Annotated in this window: 14 protein-coding genes and 1 tRNA gene; 8 read left to right on the top strand and 7 right to left on the bottom strand. The window is 69.4% G+C overall.

Going from position 1 to position 18,459, the window contains the following annotated elements; translation table 11 throughout:
- Positions 1-187: 187 nt before the first annotated feature.
- Genes ACI7BZ_RS14835 through pabB form a run of 3 tightly spaced genes read right to left on the bottom strand, consistent with a single transcriptional unit; the run spans position 188 to position 2,954 of the window.
- Positions 188-772: a GNAT family N-acetyltransferase gene (locus ACI7BZ_RS14835; protein ID WP_414117951.1), complete on the bottom strand. Its 585-nt coding sequence runs from the start codon at positions 770-772 to the stop codon at positions 188-190.
- A complete protein-coding gene (locus tag ACI7BZ_RS14840) occupies positions 772-1,563 on the bottom strand; it encodes an aminotransferase class IV (protein WP_414117952.1) in 792 nt (263 codons plus the stop codon). Before ACI7BZ_RS14840 ends, ACI7BZ_RS14835 begins: the two co-directional genes overlap by 1 nt.
- Entirely contained in the window at positions 1,560-2,954 is a 1,395-nt protein-coding gene (gene pabB / locus ACI7BZ_RS14845) for an aminodeoxychorismate synthase component I (RefSeq protein ID WP_414117953.1), read from the bottom strand. The genes ACI7BZ_RS14840 and pabB overlap by 4 nt, the downstream gene beginning before the upstream one ends.
- A 242-nt stretch (positions 2,955-3,196) precedes the next feature.
- Here pabB and ACI7BZ_RS14850 point away from each other — a divergent pair, with 242 nt between their 5' ends.
- Both ACI7BZ_RS14850 and ACI7BZ_RS14855 read left to right on the top strand, forming a co-directional pair.
- Complete coding sequence (locus ACI7BZ_RS14850; protein ID WP_414117954.1) at positions 3,197-4,015, top strand: AzlC family ABC transporter permease; 819 nt, start codon at positions 3,197-3,199, stop codon at positions 4,013-4,015.
- Positions 4,012-4,353: an AzlD domain-containing protein gene (locus ACI7BZ_RS14855; protein WP_414117955.1), complete on the top strand. Its 342-nt coding sequence runs from the start codon at positions 4,012-4,014 to the stop codon at positions 4,351-4,353. Before ACI7BZ_RS14850 ends, ACI7BZ_RS14855 begins: the two co-directional genes overlap by 4 nt.
- Before the next feature lie 47 nt (positions 4,354-4,400).
- Here ACI7BZ_RS14855 and ACI7BZ_RS14860 read toward each other — a convergent pair whose 3' ends face one another.
- The 3 genes from ACI7BZ_RS14860 to ACI7BZ_RS14870 all read right to left on the bottom strand — a co-directional run bounded on the left by ACI7BZ_RS14860 (position 4,401) and on the right by ACI7BZ_RS14870 (position 8,397).
- The gene (locus ACI7BZ_RS14860; RefSeq protein ID WP_414119173.1) at positions 4,401-6,266 is read right to left on the bottom strand and encodes a PhoX family protein; all 1,866 of its coding nucleotides are present in this window, start codon (positions 6,264-6,266) and stop codon (positions 4,401-4,403) included.
- A 334-nt stretch (positions 6,267-6,600) separates the two neighbouring features.
- Positions 6,601-8,010: a type I glutamate--ammonia ligase gene (gene glnA / locus ACI7BZ_RS14865; RefSeq protein WP_414119174.1), complete on the bottom strand. Its 1,410-nt coding sequence runs from the start codon at positions 8,008-8,010 to the stop codon at positions 6,601-6,603.
- Between the two features lie 48 nt (positions 8,011-8,058).
- Positions 8,059-8,397, bottom strand: a complete 339-nt coding sequence (locus ACI7BZ_RS14870; protein ID WP_012115561.1) for a P-II family nitrogen regulator — start codon at positions 8,395-8,397, stop codon at positions 8,059-8,061.
- A gap of 252 nt (positions 8,398-8,649) precedes the next feature.
- Between ACI7BZ_RS14870 and ACI7BZ_RS14875 the strand changes: the two genes are divergently transcribed.
- Positions 8,650-10,110, top strand: coding sequence for an NAD(P)H-hydrate dehydratase (locus tag ACI7BZ_RS14875; protein ID WP_414117956.1), 1,461 nt, complete (start codon positions 8,650-8,652; stop codon positions 10,108-10,110).
- A 52-nt stretch (positions 10,111-10,162) separates the two neighbouring features.
- Here the strand turns inward: ACI7BZ_RS14875 and ACI7BZ_RS14880 are convergent, their stop codons facing one another.
- Complete coding sequence (locus tag ACI7BZ_RS14880; protein WP_414117957.1) at positions 10,163-11,410, bottom strand: multicopper oxidase family protein; 1,248 nt, start codon at positions 11,408-11,410, stop codon at positions 10,163-10,165.
- A gap of 273 nt (positions 11,411-11,683) precedes the next feature.
- Here ACI7BZ_RS14880 and ACI7BZ_RS14885 point away from each other — a divergent pair.
- From ACI7BZ_RS14885 to lon, 5 genes are all read left to right on the top strand, one after another.
- Positions 11,684-11,768 (top strand) — tRNA-Leu (locus ACI7BZ_RS14885).
- 161 nt (positions 11,769-11,929) lie between these two features.
- Positions 11,930-13,282, top strand: coding sequence for a trigger factor (gene tig / locus ACI7BZ_RS14890; protein ID WP_414117958.1), 1,353 nt, complete (start codon positions 11,930-11,932; stop codon positions 13,280-13,282).
- An 82-nt stretch (positions 13,283-13,364) separates the two neighbouring features.
- Positions 13,365-14,000: an ATP-dependent Clp protease proteolytic subunit gene (locus ACI7BZ_RS14895; protein WP_414117959.1), complete on the top strand. Its 636-nt coding sequence runs from the start codon at positions 13,365-13,367 to the stop codon at positions 13,998-14,000.
- Positions 14,001-14,445: 445 nt separating this feature from the next.
- On the top strand, positions 14,446-15,720 hold the full coding sequence (gene clpX / locus ACI7BZ_RS14900) for an ATP-dependent Clp protease ATP-binding subunit ClpX (RefSeq protein WP_414117960.1): 1,275 nt from the start codon (positions 14,446-14,448) through the stop codon (positions 15,718-15,720).
- Positions 15,721-16,041: 321 nt separating this feature from the next.
- On the top strand, positions 16,042-18,459 hold the full coding sequence (gene lon / locus ACI7BZ_RS14905) for an endopeptidase La (protein ID WP_414117961.1): 2,418 nt from the start codon (positions 16,042-16,044) through the stop codon (positions 18,457-18,459).

The following is an 18,459-nucleotide window of genomic DNA, read 5'->3' on the forward strand; positions in this document are numbered from 1 at the left end:
CCCAGCCGGCTCCAGGTTTTATCCCGAAACGGAAAGAGGCGGCTTTGGCCGCCTCTTTTGCGTTTGGTCCACCCGCCTGCACGTTTTGATTGCGGCCGCCGCGCCGGGCTGGGACACTGCCATCCTCGGGCGCCTGACCAGGTTGCCGATGTGAAGGAGCCCACCAGCGGCGGGCCATGCGCATCCCCTATGCGGGCACGCCCTTCTGAGGCGCCCGCTGCGGCGGGGCGAAATCCTCCCGCCGCAGCCGGTACAGCACCTGCCGGCGCAAAGGATGGCCCGGCGGCGTGGTGGGCAGGTCGAAATCGCCCGCGGCGTCCCGCACCATGCCCAGCCGCTCCATCACCGCCCGCGAGCGCCGGTTCTGCGGCACGGTGATGGCCACCACCTGCGCCAGCCCCAGCCTCTGGAAGCCGAAGCCGAGGGCGGCGCGCGCCGCCTCGGTGGCATAGCCGCGGCCCCAGAAGGCGGGATCGAACCGCCAGCCGATCTCCACCGCAGGCGTGAAATGCTCCTGGTAGGGCACATGCACCAGCCCGGCATAGCCGGCAAAGTCGGTGACGCCCGGCACCTCCACCACCCACAGGCCGAAGCCGTGGCGGGCGAAATGGGCCTGCGCCCGCTCCGCCACGGCGTCGCTGGCGGCGCGGTCCGGCACCGGCAGCAGGAATTCCATGGTGCGCGGGTCGGCCTGCATGCGCCACAGCCCGTCGCGATCCGCCGCCCGCCACGGGCGCAGCAGCAGCCGGGGGGTGGTGAGGGTGGGCGCCATCAGGCGCCTTCGATGCGCGTGCGCAGATGCTCCGCCACCGCGAAGCCCGGCAGCTCGCGCCCCTTGAGCGCCCGCACCGAGCGCAGCCCCAGCGCCGAGGTGAGGAAGATCTCGCTGGCGGTGGCCAGCTCCGCCGGGGTGATGGAGCGCTCCCGCGCGCCCTCGGCCAGAACCGCGGCGCGCATCACGCCGGGCAGCACCCCGTCCGCCAGCGGCGGGGTCACCAGCTCCCCGCCCAGCACGGCGAACAGGTTGGCGATGGAGGTCTCGGCCACCCGGTCGCGGGTGTTGAGCAGCACGGCATCATCGGTGCCGCGCCCGGCGGCCTCCTGCCGGGCGAGGATATTGTCGAGATAGTTCAGCGATTTCACCCGCGAAAGGGGCGAACGCTCGTTGCGCCGCGTGCCCTCGGCGATGCTCAGGCGGGCCGGCGGGGCGGGCGGGGCCATGGGCGCGGCGGTGATGACCAGGGTGGGGGCGGGATGGGCCGGCGGCAGCACGCCGCGCGGTCCGCTGCCGCGGGTGAGGGTGAGGCGCAAGACCCCCTCCGCAAGGCCGTTCGCCTGGGCCGTCGCCAAGAGCGCCGCGGGAAAGTCGAACGCCGGCAGCGGCAGGCCGAGCACCCGCGCCCCGGCGGCGAGGCGGGCGAGGTGGGCCTCCAGCCGCAGCACGCGGCCGCCCTTCACCCGCAGCGTCTCGAACAGGCCGTCCCCCAATGTGAAGCCGCGATCGAGGGGGGAGATGGCGGCCACCTCCTGCGCCACCAGGCCGGTGCCGAGCCAGAGCATCATCGCCCCTCTCCCGAAAGTGCGCGCAGCATGGGGGCGAGCTTCACCAGGCTTTCCTCATATTCGTCCACCGGATCGGAATCGGCCACGATGCCGCCGCCGGCCTGGGTCAGCAGCGTGTCGCCGGCCTGGGTGATGGTGCGGATGACGATGGAGGAATCCATGGCGCCGTCGAAGCCGATCCACGCCACCGAGCCGCAATAGACGCCGCGGGGCGCCGTCTCCAGCTCGTGGATGATCTCCATGGCGCGGATCTTCGGCGCGCCGGTGATGGAGCCGCCGGGAAAGCAGGCCTCCAGCAGGTCCACCGGGCCGAGCCCCGGCTGGAGCCGGCTTTCCACCACCGACACCAAATGATGCACGCTGGCGAAGGTTTCCAGTGCGCACAGGGCCGGCACCTTCACGCTGCCCACCTGCGACACCCGGGAGAGGTCGTTGCGCAGCAGGTCCACGATCATGAGGTTCTCGGCCCGGTCCTTCTCGGAGGCGAGGAGGGCGGCGGCCAGCGCCGCATCTTCCGCCGCATCGGCGCCGCGTGGGCGGGTGCCCTTGATGGGCCGGGTCTCCACCCGCCCGTCCGGGGCGAGGGAGAGGAAGCGCTCGGGCGAGGCGGAAAGCACGCTGATATCCGCCCCGCAGCGCAGGAAGGCGGCGAAGGGGGAGGGGCTGAGGGCGCGCAGGCGGGCATAGAGCGCAAGGTCGCCCAGCCCCTGCGGCACCCGCGCGCGCATCTGCTGGGTGAGGTTGGCCTGGAAGATGTCGCCGGCGCGGATGTATTCGATCACCCGGGCGATGGCGGCTTCCACTTCGGCGCGGGGCCGCTCGGGCCGGAAGGTGCCGCGCAGGGTCCAGTCCGGCGCGGGGGCGGCCGCGGGGGCGGCCTCCAGGCGTTCCTTCAGCTCATCGGCCCGGCGGCGGGCACGGGCGCGGCGGGCGCCATCCCCGCGCTCCGGCGCGCCGCTGGCGAGGATGAAGGCGCGCGCGGCGGCGTGGTCGAAGGCGACCACCGTGTCGTAGAGCCCCATCACCATCTCGGGCAGGGGCGGATCGGCCGGGCGCGGCGGCGGCAGGCGCTCCAGGTGGCGGCCCAGCTCGTAGCCCAGATAGCCGATGGCCCCGCTGCGGAATGGCACCGGCCCCGGGGCCGCGGGGAGCCGATGGGCGGCGAGTGCCCGCGCCAGCGCCTGGAACGGGCTGGCGGCCACCGCCACGCCATCCACGCGCACGCCCGCGGCGTCGCTGGTGATCACCTGGAACGGGTCGGCGGCGATGTAGGAAAAGCGTGCGCGCGGATCGCCTGCGGCGGCGCTGTCGAGAAAGGCGCAATGCGCGGCGGCGGAACAAGCCTGGAACGCGCCGAACGGGTCGCGATACGGAATTTCGACGATATGCACGGCAGGGCGACCGATTCTGAACGCAGGCCCCAAGATGGCGCCAGCGGCAGGCGGGGGCAATGGAAAGCCGCAGGGCGGCTGCGCCGAGGTCCGGGGATGGCGGCTGCGCCGCCTGCGCATGGCCGGGCGCCGGCTTCTGCGCGTGGCGCGGCTCCACGGCGCGGCATGGGGGTGCTATGGCATCGGCGGGGTGCATCCTGCGGCGCTCCGCCACATGCCCCGCCCCCACAGCCGAGTGCCGCGTGTCCGAGCCATCCAATCCCGCCCCTGCGGACCCTTCCGCCCCCCTGTTGCCGCCCAATGCCGCGCCGCGCCGGCCGGCGGAGGGCGGGCCGGCAGAGCCCGGGCGCCGCGGGCGCGGGCCGGTGCGCTGGTTCCTCAGCGGGGCGCGGCACGCCATCTCGGTGCCCGCTTTGGTGCTGTTCGCGAGCTATACGGGCTTCGGCGCACTGCTGCAGGGCATGGAATTTCCCATCGGCGCCGGGGTCGCCTCCACCTATCTGGTGTGGGCGCTGCCGGCGCAGCTCATCCTCATCGGCGGCATCGCCTCCGGCACGGCGCTGCCGGCGGTGGCGCTGGCGGTGGCGCTGTCCTCCATGCGGCTCCTGCCCATGGTGGTTTCGGTGGCGCCCTATATGCGTGGCCCCCGGCGCAGCCTGCTGCAGGAACTGGTCTGCGCCCATTTCGTGGCCATGACCGTGTGGATCGAGGGCCTGCGCCTGCTGCCGCACCTGCCCGGGGAAGCGCGGGTGCCCTTCACCCTGGGCCTCGGCCACATGCTGGTCGCCATCAGCATGGCGGGCACGCTGGCCGGCTACCAGATGGCGGGGGAACTGCCGGCGCCCCTGGCGGCCGGCCTGCTCCTGCTCACGCCCTTGTCCTTCACCGTGCTGATGGTGCGCAATTGCCAGACGCCCACGGACTGGCTGGCCCTTTGCGCCGGTCTCGTCATCACCCCGCTCACCATCGGCCTTGAGGGCGGGCTGGACCTGATGGTGGCGGGCATCGGCGGCGGCAGCCTCGCCTTTCTGGCCGGCCGGATGCTGGAGCGGCGGCGATGAGCGGGCTGGGCGAAGGGGCGGCGCTCGCCATCGTGGTGCTGGTGGGCTTCCTGCCCACGGAGATCTGGCGCTCCCTGGCGGTCCTTGCCGGCCGGCGGGTGGAGGAGGGCAGCGGCGTGCTGCTCTGGGTGCGGGCGGTGGCGACGGCCCTGCTCGCGGCGGTGGTGGCGCGGCTGCTGTTCGCGCCCGCGGGGGCGCTGGCGGCGGTGCCCCTCGCCCTGCGGCTCGGCGCGGTGGCGGGCGGCGTGGCCGGCTTCGTGGCATTGCGCCGCTCGGTGTTCGCCGGGGTGCTCATCGGCGAGATCATCCTCATGGCCGGCATTGCCCTTGCGGGCTGACGCCGGCCGGGATGATGCGCCCCGGTGTCGGCCGGGGCCTTGCGGCCTCAGCCGCCCACCGGGCCGCCGGCCTTGCGGGTGATGGCCACCACCGCGGGGCGGGGCGGCATGCCGGCGGTGAAGTCCGGCCAGCGGGTGGAGGGGTCGTCGAAGGTGGAGACGCGCCCGTCCTCGCTCTCGCCGGGGTGCTGCACCGCGACGAAGAAGGTGGTGTCGTCGGCGGTGAAGCACGGCCCGCACATTTCCGCGCCGACAGGCACCGAGAAGAAGCGCCTGGCGGTGCCGCGGCCCTTGCCCTCGGTTTCCATGGCCCAGATGCCGTCGGTGCGGCCGGTGCTGCCCGCCGAATTGCCGTCGGTCGCCACCCAGAGCCGGCCCTGGTGGTCCACCGCGCAATTGTCCGGGTTGCCGAACCAGCCGAACGTGGTGGTGGCGGGGGAGAAGCTGGCGCCCGCGCCCGGCGCCGCGGGATCGCCGCAGCGGACCAGCACCTCCCAGGTGAAGCCGCCGGCCGCGTGATCGCCGCCGGCGGGGCTGATCTCGACGATATGGCCGAAGATGTTCTTCGGCCGCGGATTGGCGGGCTCCACCTCCAGCTCGGTGCGGGTGTCGTTGGCGGTGAGCATCACATAGACCTTGCCCGTAAGCGGGTTCGCCTCCACGTCCTCCGGCCGGTCCATGCGGGTGGCGCCCAGATGGGTGGCGGCAAGGCGGGCGTGCACCAGCACGTCGGCCTGGTCGCGAAAGCCGTTGGCGGGGGTGAGGGGACCCTGGCCGAAGGTGAGGGGCCGCCATTCGCCGGTGCCGTCGGGGTGGAACACCGCCACCGCAAGGGTGCCGGCATCCAGCAGGTCGCGGCTGGCGGCGGGGTTGGCGGGGTCCACCTTGCCGTCGGTGACGAAGCGGTAGACGTGCTCCATCTTCTGGTCGTCGCCCATATAGACCGCGAGGCGGCCGTCGCCGTTCACGATGTTGGCGGCGCCCTCATGCTTGAACCGGCCGAGGGCGGTGCGCTTCCTGGGCACCGAGGCGGGATCGAAGGGGTCGATCTCCACCACCCAGCCGAAGCGGTTCGGCTCGTTGGGCTCCTTCTGCAGGTCGAAACGGGGGTGATAGCGCGCCCAGGCGAAGGCATTGCCGGGAATGCCGTAGCGCTTCAGCGCCTCGGCGTCGGCGAGGCCGTCGCGGGTGCCGGAGAAATAATAGTTCACGTTCTCCTCGCAGGAGAGCCACGTGTTCCAGGGGGTGATGCCGCCGGCGCAATTGTTGAGCATGCCCTTCACCGTGCGGCCGTCCGGGTCGGCCGAGGTGGCAAGGCGCGGCGAACCGGCGGCGGGGCCGGAGAAGGCCATGGGCGTTTCGGCGGTGATGCGCCGGGCGTAGGGGGATTGCGGCACCACCTGCCAGCGGCCGTTCTCGCGCTGGATCTCGATGACGGAACCGCCGTGGGCGGCCATCTCCACGTCCACCAGCGCCGCCGTCATGCCGGCGAAGCCGCCCTTGGCGGTCTGGACGCCGACGCCGGGGAACATGAGTTCCTCGTTGGTGTATTCGTGGTTCACCACCAGGAGGCCCCGGTTGCCGGCGCCGCCGGGCAGGGGAATGAAGCCGAGGAAGTCGTTGTTATAGCCGAACTGGAGCGCCTGCGCCGCGGGGGTCTGCGCGGCGGGATCGAAGGCCGGCGCCCCGGGCAGCACGGGATCGCCCCAGCGGATGAGCACCTGCGCGTCGTGGCCTTCCGCCACATGGATGGTTTCGTCCGGCGCGGCGGTCAGCTCGGGGAAGGAGAAGCGGTCCGGCGCGGCCCCGGCGCGCGCGGCGCGGGGGGCCAAGACGGCGGGGGCCAAGACGGCCGGGGCGAGGACGGCGGGGGCCAGCAGGGCCACCGCGGCGGTGCCGAGAAGGCCCTTCATCAGGTCGCGGCGGCCCAGCCGCTCGACCAGCACATCGCCGAAGGTGGCGCCGGCGGGCAGGACTGCCGGAATGTGGGCCGGCTGGTCGTCGCCGGCCTCGCGCAGGCGGGCGGACGGCACGAAGGGGACGGATGCGGCGGACGCGGGCAAATTGGCGCGGCGGGCTTCGGTCGTGTCGGTCATGGCACCCCCCTGGCTGCGGTGGGACCCATTCCTACCCCGCGACGGTGACAGGGCGTTCACCATGCGGCGCTCCAAATGAAAAGGGGCGCCGAACGGGCGCCCCCTGCAGTTTGCGGCCGGGAGCCGGCCCGGTAGGGGCCGGCGCGGCGGATCAGACCGAGTAGTACATCTCGAATTCCACCGGGTGCGGCGTCATTTCGAAGCGCATCACCTCGGTCATCTTCAGCTCGATGTAGGACTCGATGAAGTCCTTCTGGAACACGTCGCCCTTGAGCAGGTAGTCGTGGTCCGCGGCGAGGGATTCGAGCGCCTCGCGCAGCGAGCCGCAGACGGTGGGGATCTGCTTCAGCTCGGCGGGGGGCAGGTCGTACAGGTCCTTGTCCATGGCCGAGCCGGGGTCGATCCGGTTCAGGATGCCGTCCATGCCGGCCATGAACAGGGCCGCGAAGGCGAGGTAGGGGTTCGCGCCGGGATCGGGGAAGCGGACCTCGACGCGCTTGGCCTTCGGGTTGTTGGTGTAGGGGATGCGGCAGGAGGCCGAGCGGTTGCGCGCCGAATAGGCGAGCAGCACGGGGGCTTCATAGCCGGGCACCAGCCGCTTGTAGGAGTTGGTCAGCGGGTTGGTGAAGGCGTTCAGCGACTTGGCATGCTTGATGATGCCGCCGATGTACCACAGGCAGTATTCGGAAAGGTCCGCATACTTGTCGCCGGCGAACAGGGGCTTGCCGTCCTTCCAGATGGACTGGTGCACATGCATGCCCGAGCCGTTGTCGCCGAATACCGGCTTCGGCATGAAGGTGGCCGTCTTGCCATAGATGTGGGCCACCTGGTGGATGCAGTACTTATAGACCTGCAGGTGGTCGGCCATGGTGACGAGGGGGCCGAACTTGAGGCCGAGCTCGTGCTGGGCGGAGGCCACCTCGTGGTGGTGCTTCTCCACCTTGGCGCCCATCTTGGCCATGGAGGCCAGCATTTCGGAGCGCATGTCCTGGGCCGAGTCGATCGGCGGCACGGGGAAATAGCCGCCCTTGGTCTTCACCCGGTGGCCGAGGTTGCCGCCCTCATACTCGGTGTCGAAATTGGTGGGCAGCTCGATGGAGTCGAGCTTGAAGCCGGTGTTGTACGGGTCGGCCTTGAAGCGCACGTCGTCGAAAATGAAGAACTCGGCCTCGGGGCCGAAATACACCGCGTCGCCGATGCCGGTGGACTTGGCATAGGCTTCCGCCTTCTTGGCGATGGAGCGCGGGTCGCGGCCGTAGGGCTGGCCCGTGGTGGGCTCCAGCACGTCGCAGACGATCGAGAGCGTGGTCTCGGCGAAGAAGGGGTCGATGCAGGTGGTGGTCGGGTCCGGCATCAGCAGCATGTCGGATTCGTTGATGGCCTTCCAGCCGGCAATGGACGAGCCGTCGAAGGCGGTGCCCTCGGTCAGGAATTCCTCGTCGACCATGCTGATGTCGAAGGTAACATGCTGCCACTTGCCGCGCGGATCGGTGAAGCGCAGATCGACGTACTTCACGTCCTCGGCCTTGATGGTGTCGAGGACGTCCTTGGCCGTCTTGATTTTCATGGTTGGTACCTTTCTGCTGGCCTGCAGTTTTTATTGGACGCGTCAGATCGCGTCGAGGCCGGATTCGCCGGTACGGATGCGGATCGCCTCCTCGATGGACGAAACGAAGATCTTTCCGTCTCCGATCCGTCCCGTCTGGGCCGCGCGGCGAATGGCGTCGACGGCCCGGTCTACCATATCGTCGGAGAGGACGACCTCGATTTTCACCTTGGGCAGGAAGTCCACCACATATTCTGCGCCGCGATAGAGCTCCGTATGGCCCTTCTGGCGGCCGAATCCCTTCGCCTCGGTCACGGTGATGCCTTGCAGCCCCACGTCCTGGAGTGCCTCTTTCACCTCGTCGAGCTTGAAGGGCTTTATGATTGCCTCGATCTTCTTCATCCGCTCCGTCTCCCCGTGGCCCGGCCGCCGCCGCATGGTCGAGCCGGCACCGTTTAAGCAGGATATGTGCCATGGCCCGCCCCCATGGCCCCAGGCCGGAGGGCGGCATCCCGAATTCTCAAGACTGCATCTTATTTAAGCAGAGTGACGCGAAAATAGGCTGATTTCGTACGATTCCGGTGCGTTTTCTAAGCATCATCCGCGCATATCAGGCAGGGCAGCACAGTGTACGCACTTCTCGACCCTCAGGAAATGACGCAGGCGGACACAGGCGCCGTCGAAATGGGCATTGCCTCCTTCTCCCTCATGGAGCGGGCGGGCACCGCCGTGGCCGATGCGGTGGCCCGCTTTCCCTTTCCCACCCGCGTGGTGGTGCTGTGCGGCCCGGGCAACAATGGCGGCGACGGCTTCGTGGCGGCGCGCATCCTGGCCCAGCGGGGCTTTCGCGTGCGCGTTGCGCTCCTGGGCGATCGCGACCGCCTCACCGGCGATGCGGCGCGCGCCGCCCGCGGCTGGCGCGGCCCGGTGGACGAGCCCGCCGCCCTCGATCTGGCCGAAGCGGGGGTGATCGTGGACGCCCTGTTCGGTGCCGGCCTCGCCCGCGATCTGGACGGCGCGGCAAAGGCGCTGGTGGAGCGCATGGCCGCATCCGGCCGGCCGGTGATCGCCGTGGACCTGCCGTCCGGCCTCGACGGCGCCACCGGCAAGGTGCGCGGCGCGGCGGCGCAGGCGCTGGAGACGGTCACCTTCTTCCGCCGCAAGCCCGGCCACCTGCTGGAGCCCGGGCGCAGCCTGTGCGGCAAGGTGCGGGTGGCGGACATCGGCATTCCCGATGCGGTGCTGGACCGCATCCGCCCCGCCACCTTCGCCAACCTGCCGGACTTGTGGCGCGGCGCCTTCCCGCGGCCGGCGACCCTGGGCCACAAATATGACCGCGGCCATGCGGTGGTGGTGAGCGGCCCGGCCTGGACCTGCGGCGCCGCCCGGCTCGCCGCCCGCGGCGCTCTGCGGGCCGGGGCGGGGCTGGTGACGGTGGCCTGCCCGCCCGACGCCCTGCCGCTCCATGCCGCCTCCTATGCCGCCCTCATGCCCCGGCCGATGGCCGATGCGGCCGACCTTTCCGCCCTGCTGGCCGACCGGCGGCTGGGCACGGTGGTGCTGGGCCCGGGCCTCGGCGCCGGGGCGGCCACACGGCAGCTGATCGCCGCCGCCGCCCCCGGCCGCCGGCTGGTGCTGGATGCGGATGCGCTCACCAGCTATGCCGGCGCGCCCTGGGCGCTGGCGGCGGTGGCGGCGCAGGCGGGCGGCGTCATCGTCACCCCGCACGAGGGTGAGTTCGCCCGCCTGTTCCAGGGGGATCCGGCGGTGCTGGAGGCGCGGTCGAAGCTCGCCCGCGCCCGCGCCGCGGCGGCCCGCCTGGGGGCGGTGATGGTGTTGAAGGGGCCGGATACGGTGGTGGCCGACCCCGGCGGCCGCGCCGCCATCGCCGCCAATGCGCCGCCCTATCTTGCCACCGCCGGGGCCGGAGATGTGCTGGCCGGCCTGTGCACCGGGCTGCTCGCCCAGGGCATGGCGCCGTTCGAGGCCGCCTGCGCCGGCGTCTGGCTGCATGGGGAAGCCGCGCGTGAAGCCGGCCCGGGCCTGGTGGCGGACGATCTGCCGGAGGCCCTGCGGGCGGTCTATGCCCGCCTTTACGAATCGCTGGGGACGTGACGGCGCCGGGCGCAGCCGCGCCCCGGCGCCTCTCATCTGCCCGCGCGATCCGTCAGGCCGTGACCTCATAGGTGCGGCTGGCGACGATCTCGCCATCACCGCCGCGCTGGGCGACGACCGGCCATTTGCCCGCGGCGCCGGCCAGGAAGGCCACCCGCACCGTGGCCTTGGCGGGCACCGGAACCGTGTCGTGCCACCAGGGCTTCCAGCCGTCGTCCAGCCCGTCCAGCAGCCGCACCGGATGGCCAGAAATGTGCACCGACACTGGGGCGTCGAGGCTGTTGGCCAGGGTCAGCACCACGCTGCGCCCGGCCTTCACCGTGCCGAGGGAGGCTGCGGCGGCCTTGCCCGCCTCCTTCTCGCCGATGGCCATTTCCACCCGCAGGGCGTCCTTCAGCGGAATTTCCGCCGGCAGGTCGTTGGCCGGCAGCGGCGCGGGCGGGCCGGCGGGGGCGGTGCCGGCGGGACCCACGGGGGTGACCACGGCGAGGCGGATGGGCTCCTGGGTGGTCTCGATCTCGATGATGGTGGCGTCGGCATCGTCCAGCGTCGCCGCCACGTCCACCCGGCCGCCGGGCGTAATCTGCACCCGGCCGTCCTTCAGCTCGAACGGGTCGGCCACCGGCTGGCCGTCCACCGCGATGGCGTAGCAGGCCGGCCCGCGCAGCCGCAGCCGCAGCACCACCGGCGTGGCATTGACGAGGCGCAGGCGCGTGCGCCCGCTCGCCGGCCCCTGCAGGGTGGGCGTGATGGCCCCGTTGACCGGGAAGATGGGCACCCCGCTTTCCGGCGGGAAGGACTGGATGAAGAGCACGTGATCGGAGGCATAGGCCGGCGCGCCGGCCTCCTCCACCACCAGTGCCCCGGCCAGCGCCCGGCGGGCGAGGGGCGGGGAGGCGGCGTGATACCAGTAGGTTCCCGCGTCCCGGGGGGTGAGGGTGAGGAGCGACGTCGCCCCCGGCGCCACCGGCGCATCCACGGCCGCGGCCCCCGCCGGCAGGCGCACGCCCTGGAAGGTGAGCGAGAAGCTCTCGGCCAATGCGTTCTGCACGGAGACGGCGAGCGCGCCGCCCTTCTTCACCCGCAGCACCGGGCCGGGCAGATTGCCGTTGAACAGCGCCAGCCGGCCCTGGCCGGCGATTTCCGGCCGGCTTCCCGTGGCGGCGGCCAGCGGCACCGGCGGTGCGGCGGGAGCCGGGTTCTGGGCGAAAGCGGGGGCGATGACCCCGGCGGTGCCCGTGAAGGAGAGGGCTGCAGCACCCAGAAGGACGGTGCGTCGGGAGGGAATCGGCGGGCTCACGCGGCATCTCCTGGCAAGGTCGCTGGACCATCTTACGCGCCCGGAAAAAGGGCAAGCGGCTTCACCGGCCTGCGACCGCGCGGCGGTGGGATCAACGGGGAAAGCCCGGCGCGGCGGGCCCGGGGCGGCCCGGTGGACTGCGCCATTTTCTTGCTGCAGCCGCGCGCGAGCGTGATATAAGCCCCGACCCGACCGACGCGTGCCGCGGCGTGCGCGAGCGGTCGAGCCTCGATGGCGCGCGTCGCCGGTCGCCCCCTGTGGCGCGAGCGCCTTGCGGGCGTGGCGGAACTGGTAGACGCGCGGGATTTAGGTTCCCGTGACGCAAGTCGTGGGGGTTCGAAACCCTCCGCCCGCACCATGCCGCCGGCGCAGCCGGGGCTCGCAGCCTCAGGTCCGGGTGTGATCTCGGCGTGGTCGGGGTTCGGCGCGCCAAGGTGCGCGACGTCGGCGGGCGTGGGGTGAGGCAGCCGTTTTTTCGGGATTTCCGCGTGAAGCGGGACAGGATGTGAAGGCAAGACGATGCAGGTGACCGAGACCCAGGCCGAAGGCCTCAAGCGCGCGTTCCGTGTGGTGGTGTCCGCCGCCGACCTCGACGCCAAGGCCGATGCCCGGCTGAACGAGCTCAAGGGCCAGGTGAAGCTCAACGGCTTCCGCCCCGGCAAGGTGCCCACCGCGCACCTGAAGCGCGTCTACGGCAAGTCCGTGATGTCCGAGATCATCGAGCAAACGGTCAACGAGACCAACGGCAAGATCGTCGAGGAGCACGGCTTCAAGCTCGCCCTTCAGCCCAAGGTGAAGGCGCCGCAGGAAGATCCCCAGTTCCAGGGCCTGCTCGACGGCGGCAAGGATCTGGCCTACGACCTCGAGATCGAGATCCTGCCCAAGATCGAGCTGGGCAATTTCAAGGACATCGCCATCGAGAAGCCGGTGGTCGAGGTGACCGAGGCCGAGGTGGACGAGACCGTCCAGCGCATCGCCGACGCCAACCGCCCCTTCGCCACCAAGGACGGCGCCGCCGCCGAGGGTGATCGCGTCACCATCGACTTCACCGGCTATGTGGACGGCGAGAAGTTCGAGGGCGGCACCGGCGAGAACATCGACGTGCTCATCGGCTCGAAGGGCTTCATCCCCGGCTTCGAGGAGCAGCTCGTCGGCGCTTCCGCCGGCGAGAGCCGCACCATCGCCGTGACCTTCCCCGAGGCCTATGCGGCCAAGGAACTGGCCGGCAAGGCCGCCTCCTTCGAGGTGACGGTGAAGGCGGTGGACGCGGCCGGCACCATCGAGCTGGACGATGCGTTCGCCAAGACCCTCGGCCAGGAGAGCCTTGCGCAGCTCAAGGAGACGGTGAAGGGCCGCATTGCCCAGGAGCATGCCGGCGCCGCCCGCCAGAAGGTGAAGCGCGCGCTGCTGGACGCCCTGGACACCCTGCACAAGTTCGAAGTGCCGGAAGGTCTCGTGGAGCAGGAATTCTTCGGCGTGTGGAGCCGGGTGCAGGAAGACCTCGCCGCCCAGAACCGCACCTTCGCCGACGAGGGCACCACCGAGGAGGAGGCCCGCGCCGACTACCGCAAGATCGCCGAACGGCGCGTGCGCCTCGGCCTGGTGCTTGCGGAAATCGGGGAGCGCAACAATATCCAGGTTTCCGACGACGAGGTGACGCGCGCGGTGGTGGAACGCGCCCGCCAGTTCCCCGGCCAGGAGCAGCAGGTGTGGGATTATTATCGCCGCACCCCCGAGGCCCTGGCTTCCGTGCGCGCCCCCCTGTTCGAGGAGAAGGTCGTCGATTTCCTTCTGGAGCTGGCCAACGTGACCGAAAAGACGGTGACGCGGGAAGAGCTCTACAAGGAGGAGGACGACGAGAAGGCGGCCTGAGGGCCAAGGACCGCTTTCGTCCTGCGACCATACCGCGCGGCACGCTTTTGGCGTGCCGCCGCCCGCGCCCCGAGGACCGACGATGCGTGATCCCGTTGATACTTATATGAATTACCTGATCCCCATGGTGGTCGAGCAGACCAACCGTGGCGAGCGGTCCTACGACATCTTCTCGCGGCTCCTGAAGGAGCGCATCCTGTTCCTCACCGGCCCGGTGGAGGACGGCATGGCCACGCTCGCCGTGGCGCAGCTGCTGTTCCTGGAAGCGGACAACCCGAAGAAGGAAATCTCGATGTACATCAACTCCCCCGGGGGAGTGGTGACGTCGGGCCTCGCCATCTACGACACCATGCAGTTCATCAAGCCTGCGGTGTCCACCCTGTGCATCGGCCAGGCCGCCTCCATGGGCTCCCTGCTTTTGACCGCCGGCGAGAAGGACATGCGCTTCGCTCTGCCGAACGCGCGAATCATGGTCCATCAGCCGTCTGGCGGCTTCTCGGGGCAGGTGACGGACATCATGCTGCATGCGCAGGAAATCCTGAACCTGAAGAAGCGGCTGAATGAAATCTATGTGAAGCACACCGGCCAGCCGCTGAAGGCCATCGAGGATGCGCTGGAGCGCGACAACTTCCTCACCTCCGAGGCAGCCAAGGAGTTCGGGCTTATCGATTCCGTGATCGACAAGCGCCCGACCGACGAGACCTCCAAGGCGGCCTGACGGACACGCCTTGGGGGGCGTTCTCGAAATTCCCCCCCTTGCGTGCAGTGCAAGATCGCGCTTGCATGTCGTTAAGCCGGCATCGGATGCCGATTTGTCGGCCCCCGTTCCTCCCAGGAACGGGGGCCGATGCGTTGGGGACCTTCAGAGTCTGGAAGGACCCTTCGGCTCAGGATAGGGCGGACGACGTGGTAGGGGCAGGCACGGCCGGAATGGAGCATTCCGTTACGGCAGGGTTGCCCGGGGTGCCTCGCGCACAGCCTGCGTGGCGCTTTGTGGGGAATTCCGCTTCCCCTGCCTTGATCACGTCGCCTCAGGGTGATTGGCTCCCAGGTCCGATCACCAATTCGGGATTGGCGAGGTTTTTGCTTCGTCCAATCCCCATGTGGATCCTAGCGACATGGGCGCGTTTGTGTCCGTTTCGGTAGAATCGTAGGAGACGAAGATGAGCAAGACCGGCGGCAGCGACAGCAAGAACACGCTTTATTGCTCGTTCTGCGGCAAGAGCCAGCATGAGGTCAGGAAGCTCATCGCCGGACCCACCGTGTTCATCTGCGACGAATGCGTCGAGTTGTGCATGGACATCATCCGGGAAGAGTCCAAGTCCTCGCTGGTGAAGTCGCGGGATGGCATCCCGACCCCGAAGGAGATCCGCAAGGTCCTCGATGACTATGTCATCGGCCAGGACCACGCGAAGAAGGTCCTCTCGGTGGCGGTGCACAACCACTACAAGCGCCTCAACCACGCCAGCAAGCACGGGGACGTGGAGCTCGCCAAGTCCAACATCCTGCTCATCGGGCCCACCGGCTCGGGCAAGACCCTGTTGGCGCAGACGCTGGCGCGCATCCTCGACGTGCCCTTCACCATGGCCGACGCCACCACGCTGACCGAAGCCGGCTACGTGGGCGAGGACGTGGAGAACATCATCCTCAAGCTGCTGCAGTCGGCCGACTACAATGTGGAGCGGGCGCAGCGCGGCATCGTCTATATCGACGAGATCGACAAGATCAGTCGCAAATCCGACAATCCCTCCATCACCCGCGACGTGTCGGGTGAGGGCGTGCAGCAGGCGCTGCTGAAGATCATGGAAGGCACGGTGGCTTCCGTTCCCCCCCAGGGCGGGCGCAAGCATCCCCAGCAGGAATTCCTGCAGGTGGACACCACCAACATCCTGTTCATCTGCGGCGGCGCCTTCGCCGGCCTCGACAAGATCATCTCCTCCCGGGCCAAGGGCTCCACCTCCATCGGCTTCCAGGCCAAGGTGGCCCCGCCCGAGGATCGCCGCCCCGGCGAGGTGTTCCGCGAGGTGGAGCCCGAGGATCTGCTGAAGTACGGCCTCATCCCCGAGTTCATCGGCCGCCTGCCCGTGCTGGCGACCCTGGGCGACCTGGACGAGGAGGCGCTGAAGAAGATCCTCTCCGAACCCAAGAACGCGCTGGTGAAGCAGTATCAGCGGCTGTTCGAGATGGAGAGCGTGGACCTGACCATCCACGAGGAGGCCCTCGGCGCCATCGCCCGCAAGGCGATCGAGCGCAAGACCGGCGCCCGTGGCCTCAGGTCCATCATGGAAGGCATCCTGCTGGACACCATGTTCGACCTTCCCGGCCTCGAAGGGGTGGAAGAGGTGGTGATCTCCCGCGAAGTGGTCGAGCAGAACGCCCGCCCGCTTTACATCTACGCGGACCGCGTCGGCGATGCCGGCGCCAATGCGAGTGCGTGACGGCGCGCATCCCGCGCCTCTCTCCCGGCCCAAGGGCCTGGGGAGCGGCCGGGGCGTGGGTCCAAGACGGGGGATGACGGAGCCTGCCGCGGCGTCGTTCTGCCCTCTCCCCAAGAGCGTATACGGGTCGCCCTTGAAACGGGCAGGTTGCGTGTCCATCTACTTTTCGAAAGTCCCGGTCTCGGGGGTCGGACCTCGTGCCTCCTGCGGCTCGCGCCGCTTCAGCATTGAAAATCCCCACCCGTCTCCGGCCGCGTGCACGCGCGGCAGCGCTAAGTCCTGCGCTTTTCCGGCGCGTGCACCTCTTGAAAGGATTGCGTCATGACGAGCCAGAAGCCGCGCCCGCCGCTCGTTGCCGGAGCGTCTCAGACTTTTCCGGTGCTCCCGTTGCGGGACATCGTGGTGTTTCCCCACATGATCGTTCCCCTGTTCGTGGGTCGCGAGAAGTCCATCCGCGCCCTGGAAGAGGTGATGCGCGGCGATACCTACATTCTCCTCGCCACGCAGGAGAACGCCTCGGATGACGATCCGTCGCCGGAAGCCATCTTCCAGGTCGGCACCCTTGCCACCGTCCTCCAGCTGCTGAAGCTGCCCGACGGCACCGTGAAGGTGCTGGTGGAAGGCGTGAGCCGCGCCCAGGTGACCCGCTACACCGAGCGCACCGACCTCTACGAGGCCGAGGCCATGACCCTCGACGACGAGACCGGCGATCAGGTGGAAGCGGAAGCGCTTGCCCGCTCGGTGGTCACCGAGTTCGAGAATTATGTAAAGCTGAACAAGAAGGTGTCCCCCGAGGTGGTGGGCGTCGTCGGCCAGATCGACGATCACTCCAAGCTCGCTGACACCATCGCCTCGCACCTGGCCGTGAAGATCCCGGACAAGCAGGTGGTGCTGGAGACGCTGAAGGTTTCCGAGCGCCTGGAGAAGGTGCTCGGCCTCATGGAGAGCGAAATCTCCGTGCTGCAGGTGGAAAAGCGCATCCGCACCCGCGTCAAGCGGCAGATGGAGAAGACCCAGCGCGAATACTACCTCAACGAGCAGATGAAGGCGATCCAGAAGGAGCTGGGCGACGAGGACGGCAAGGACGACCTGCAGGAGCTGGAAGACCGCATCAAGCGCACCAAGCTCACCAAGGAAGCCCGCGAAAAGGCGGTCCATGAGCTGAAGAAGCTGCGCCAGATGTCGCCCATGTCGGCGGAAGCCACCGTGGTGCGCAACTATCTGGACTGGCTCCTGTCCATCCCGTGGGGCGTGAAGAGCAAGGTCAAGAAGGACCTCAACTACGCGCAGGAGATCCTGGACGCCGATCACCATGGCCTGGACAAGGTCAAGGAGCGCATCGTCGAGTATCTGGCGGTGCAGAGCCGCGCCAACAAGCTCACGGGTCCCATCCTGTGCCTCGTCGGCCCTCCGGGCGTCGGCAAGACCTCGCTGGGCAAGTCCATCGCCAAGGCGACCGGGCGTGAGTTCGTGCGCGTGGCCCTGGGCGGCGTGCGCGACGAGGCGGAGATCCGCGGCCACCGGCGGACCTATATCGGCTCCATGCCGGGCAAGGTCATCCAGTCCATGCGCAAGGCCAAGAAGTCGAACCCGCTCTTCCTCCTGGACGAGATCGACAAGATGGGCGCCGATTTCCGCGGCGATCCGTCCTCGGCCCTGCTCGAGGTGCTGGACCCGGAGCAGAACCACACCTTCAACGACCACTACCTTGAGGTGGATTACGACCTTTCGAATGTCATGTTCGTGACCACGGCGAACACGCTGAACATCCCGCCGGCCCTTCTGGACCGCATGGAGGTGATCCGCATCGCCGGCTACACGGAAGACGAGAAGGTGGAGATCGCGCGCAAGCACCTGATCCCCAACTCGCTCCAGAAGCACGGGCTGACGGTGAAGGAGTTCTCCATCGACAACGAGGCGCTTCTGCAGCTGATCCGCCGCTACACGCGGGAAGCCGGCGTGCGCAACCTCGAGCGTGAGATTTCCACCCTCGCCCGCAAGGCGGTGAAGGAGCTCATGCTGGCGAAGAAGAAGTCGGTGAAGGTCACGGTGAAGACGCTGGAAGACTTCATCGGCGTGCCGCGCTTCCGCTACGGCGAGATGGAGACCGAGGACCAGGTGGGCGTCGTCACCGGCCTTGCCTGGACCGAGGTGGGCGGCGAGCTGCTCACCATCGAGGGCCTCATGATGCCCGGCAAGGGCAAGATGACGGTCACCGGCAACCTGCGCGACGTGATGAAGGAAAGCATCTCCGCGGCGGCGTCCTATGTCCGCTCGCGGGCGGTGGACTTCGGCATCGAGCCGCCCTTGTTCGAGCGCCGCGACATCCACGTGCACGTTCCCGAGGGGGCGACCCCCAAGGACGGCCCGTCCGCCGGCGTCGCCATGGCCACGGCCATCGTCTCGGTGATCACCGGCATCCCCGTCCGCCGCGACGTGGCCATGACCGGCGAGATCACCCTGCGCGGCCGGGTGCTGCCCATCGGCGGCCTGAAGGAGAAGCTGCTCGCGGCCCTGCGCGGCGGCATCAAGAAGGTGCTCATTCCCGAGGAGAACGCCAAGGACCTGGCGGACATCCCGGCCAATGTGAAGAACGCGCTGGAGATCGTCCCGGTCTCCCGCATGGACGAGGTGCTGGCCAACGCCTTGGTGCGTCCGCCGGAGCCCATCACCTGGGAGGAGCGCCCGGTGAATGCCCCGGTGGGCGGCGAAGAGGCCTCCGGCATCATCGCCCACTGA

The organism is Xanthobacter sp. AM11, assembly GCF_047444035.1.
Lineage (GTDB): Bacteria > Pseudomonadota > Alphaproteobacteria > Rhizobiales > Xanthobacteraceae > Xanthobacter.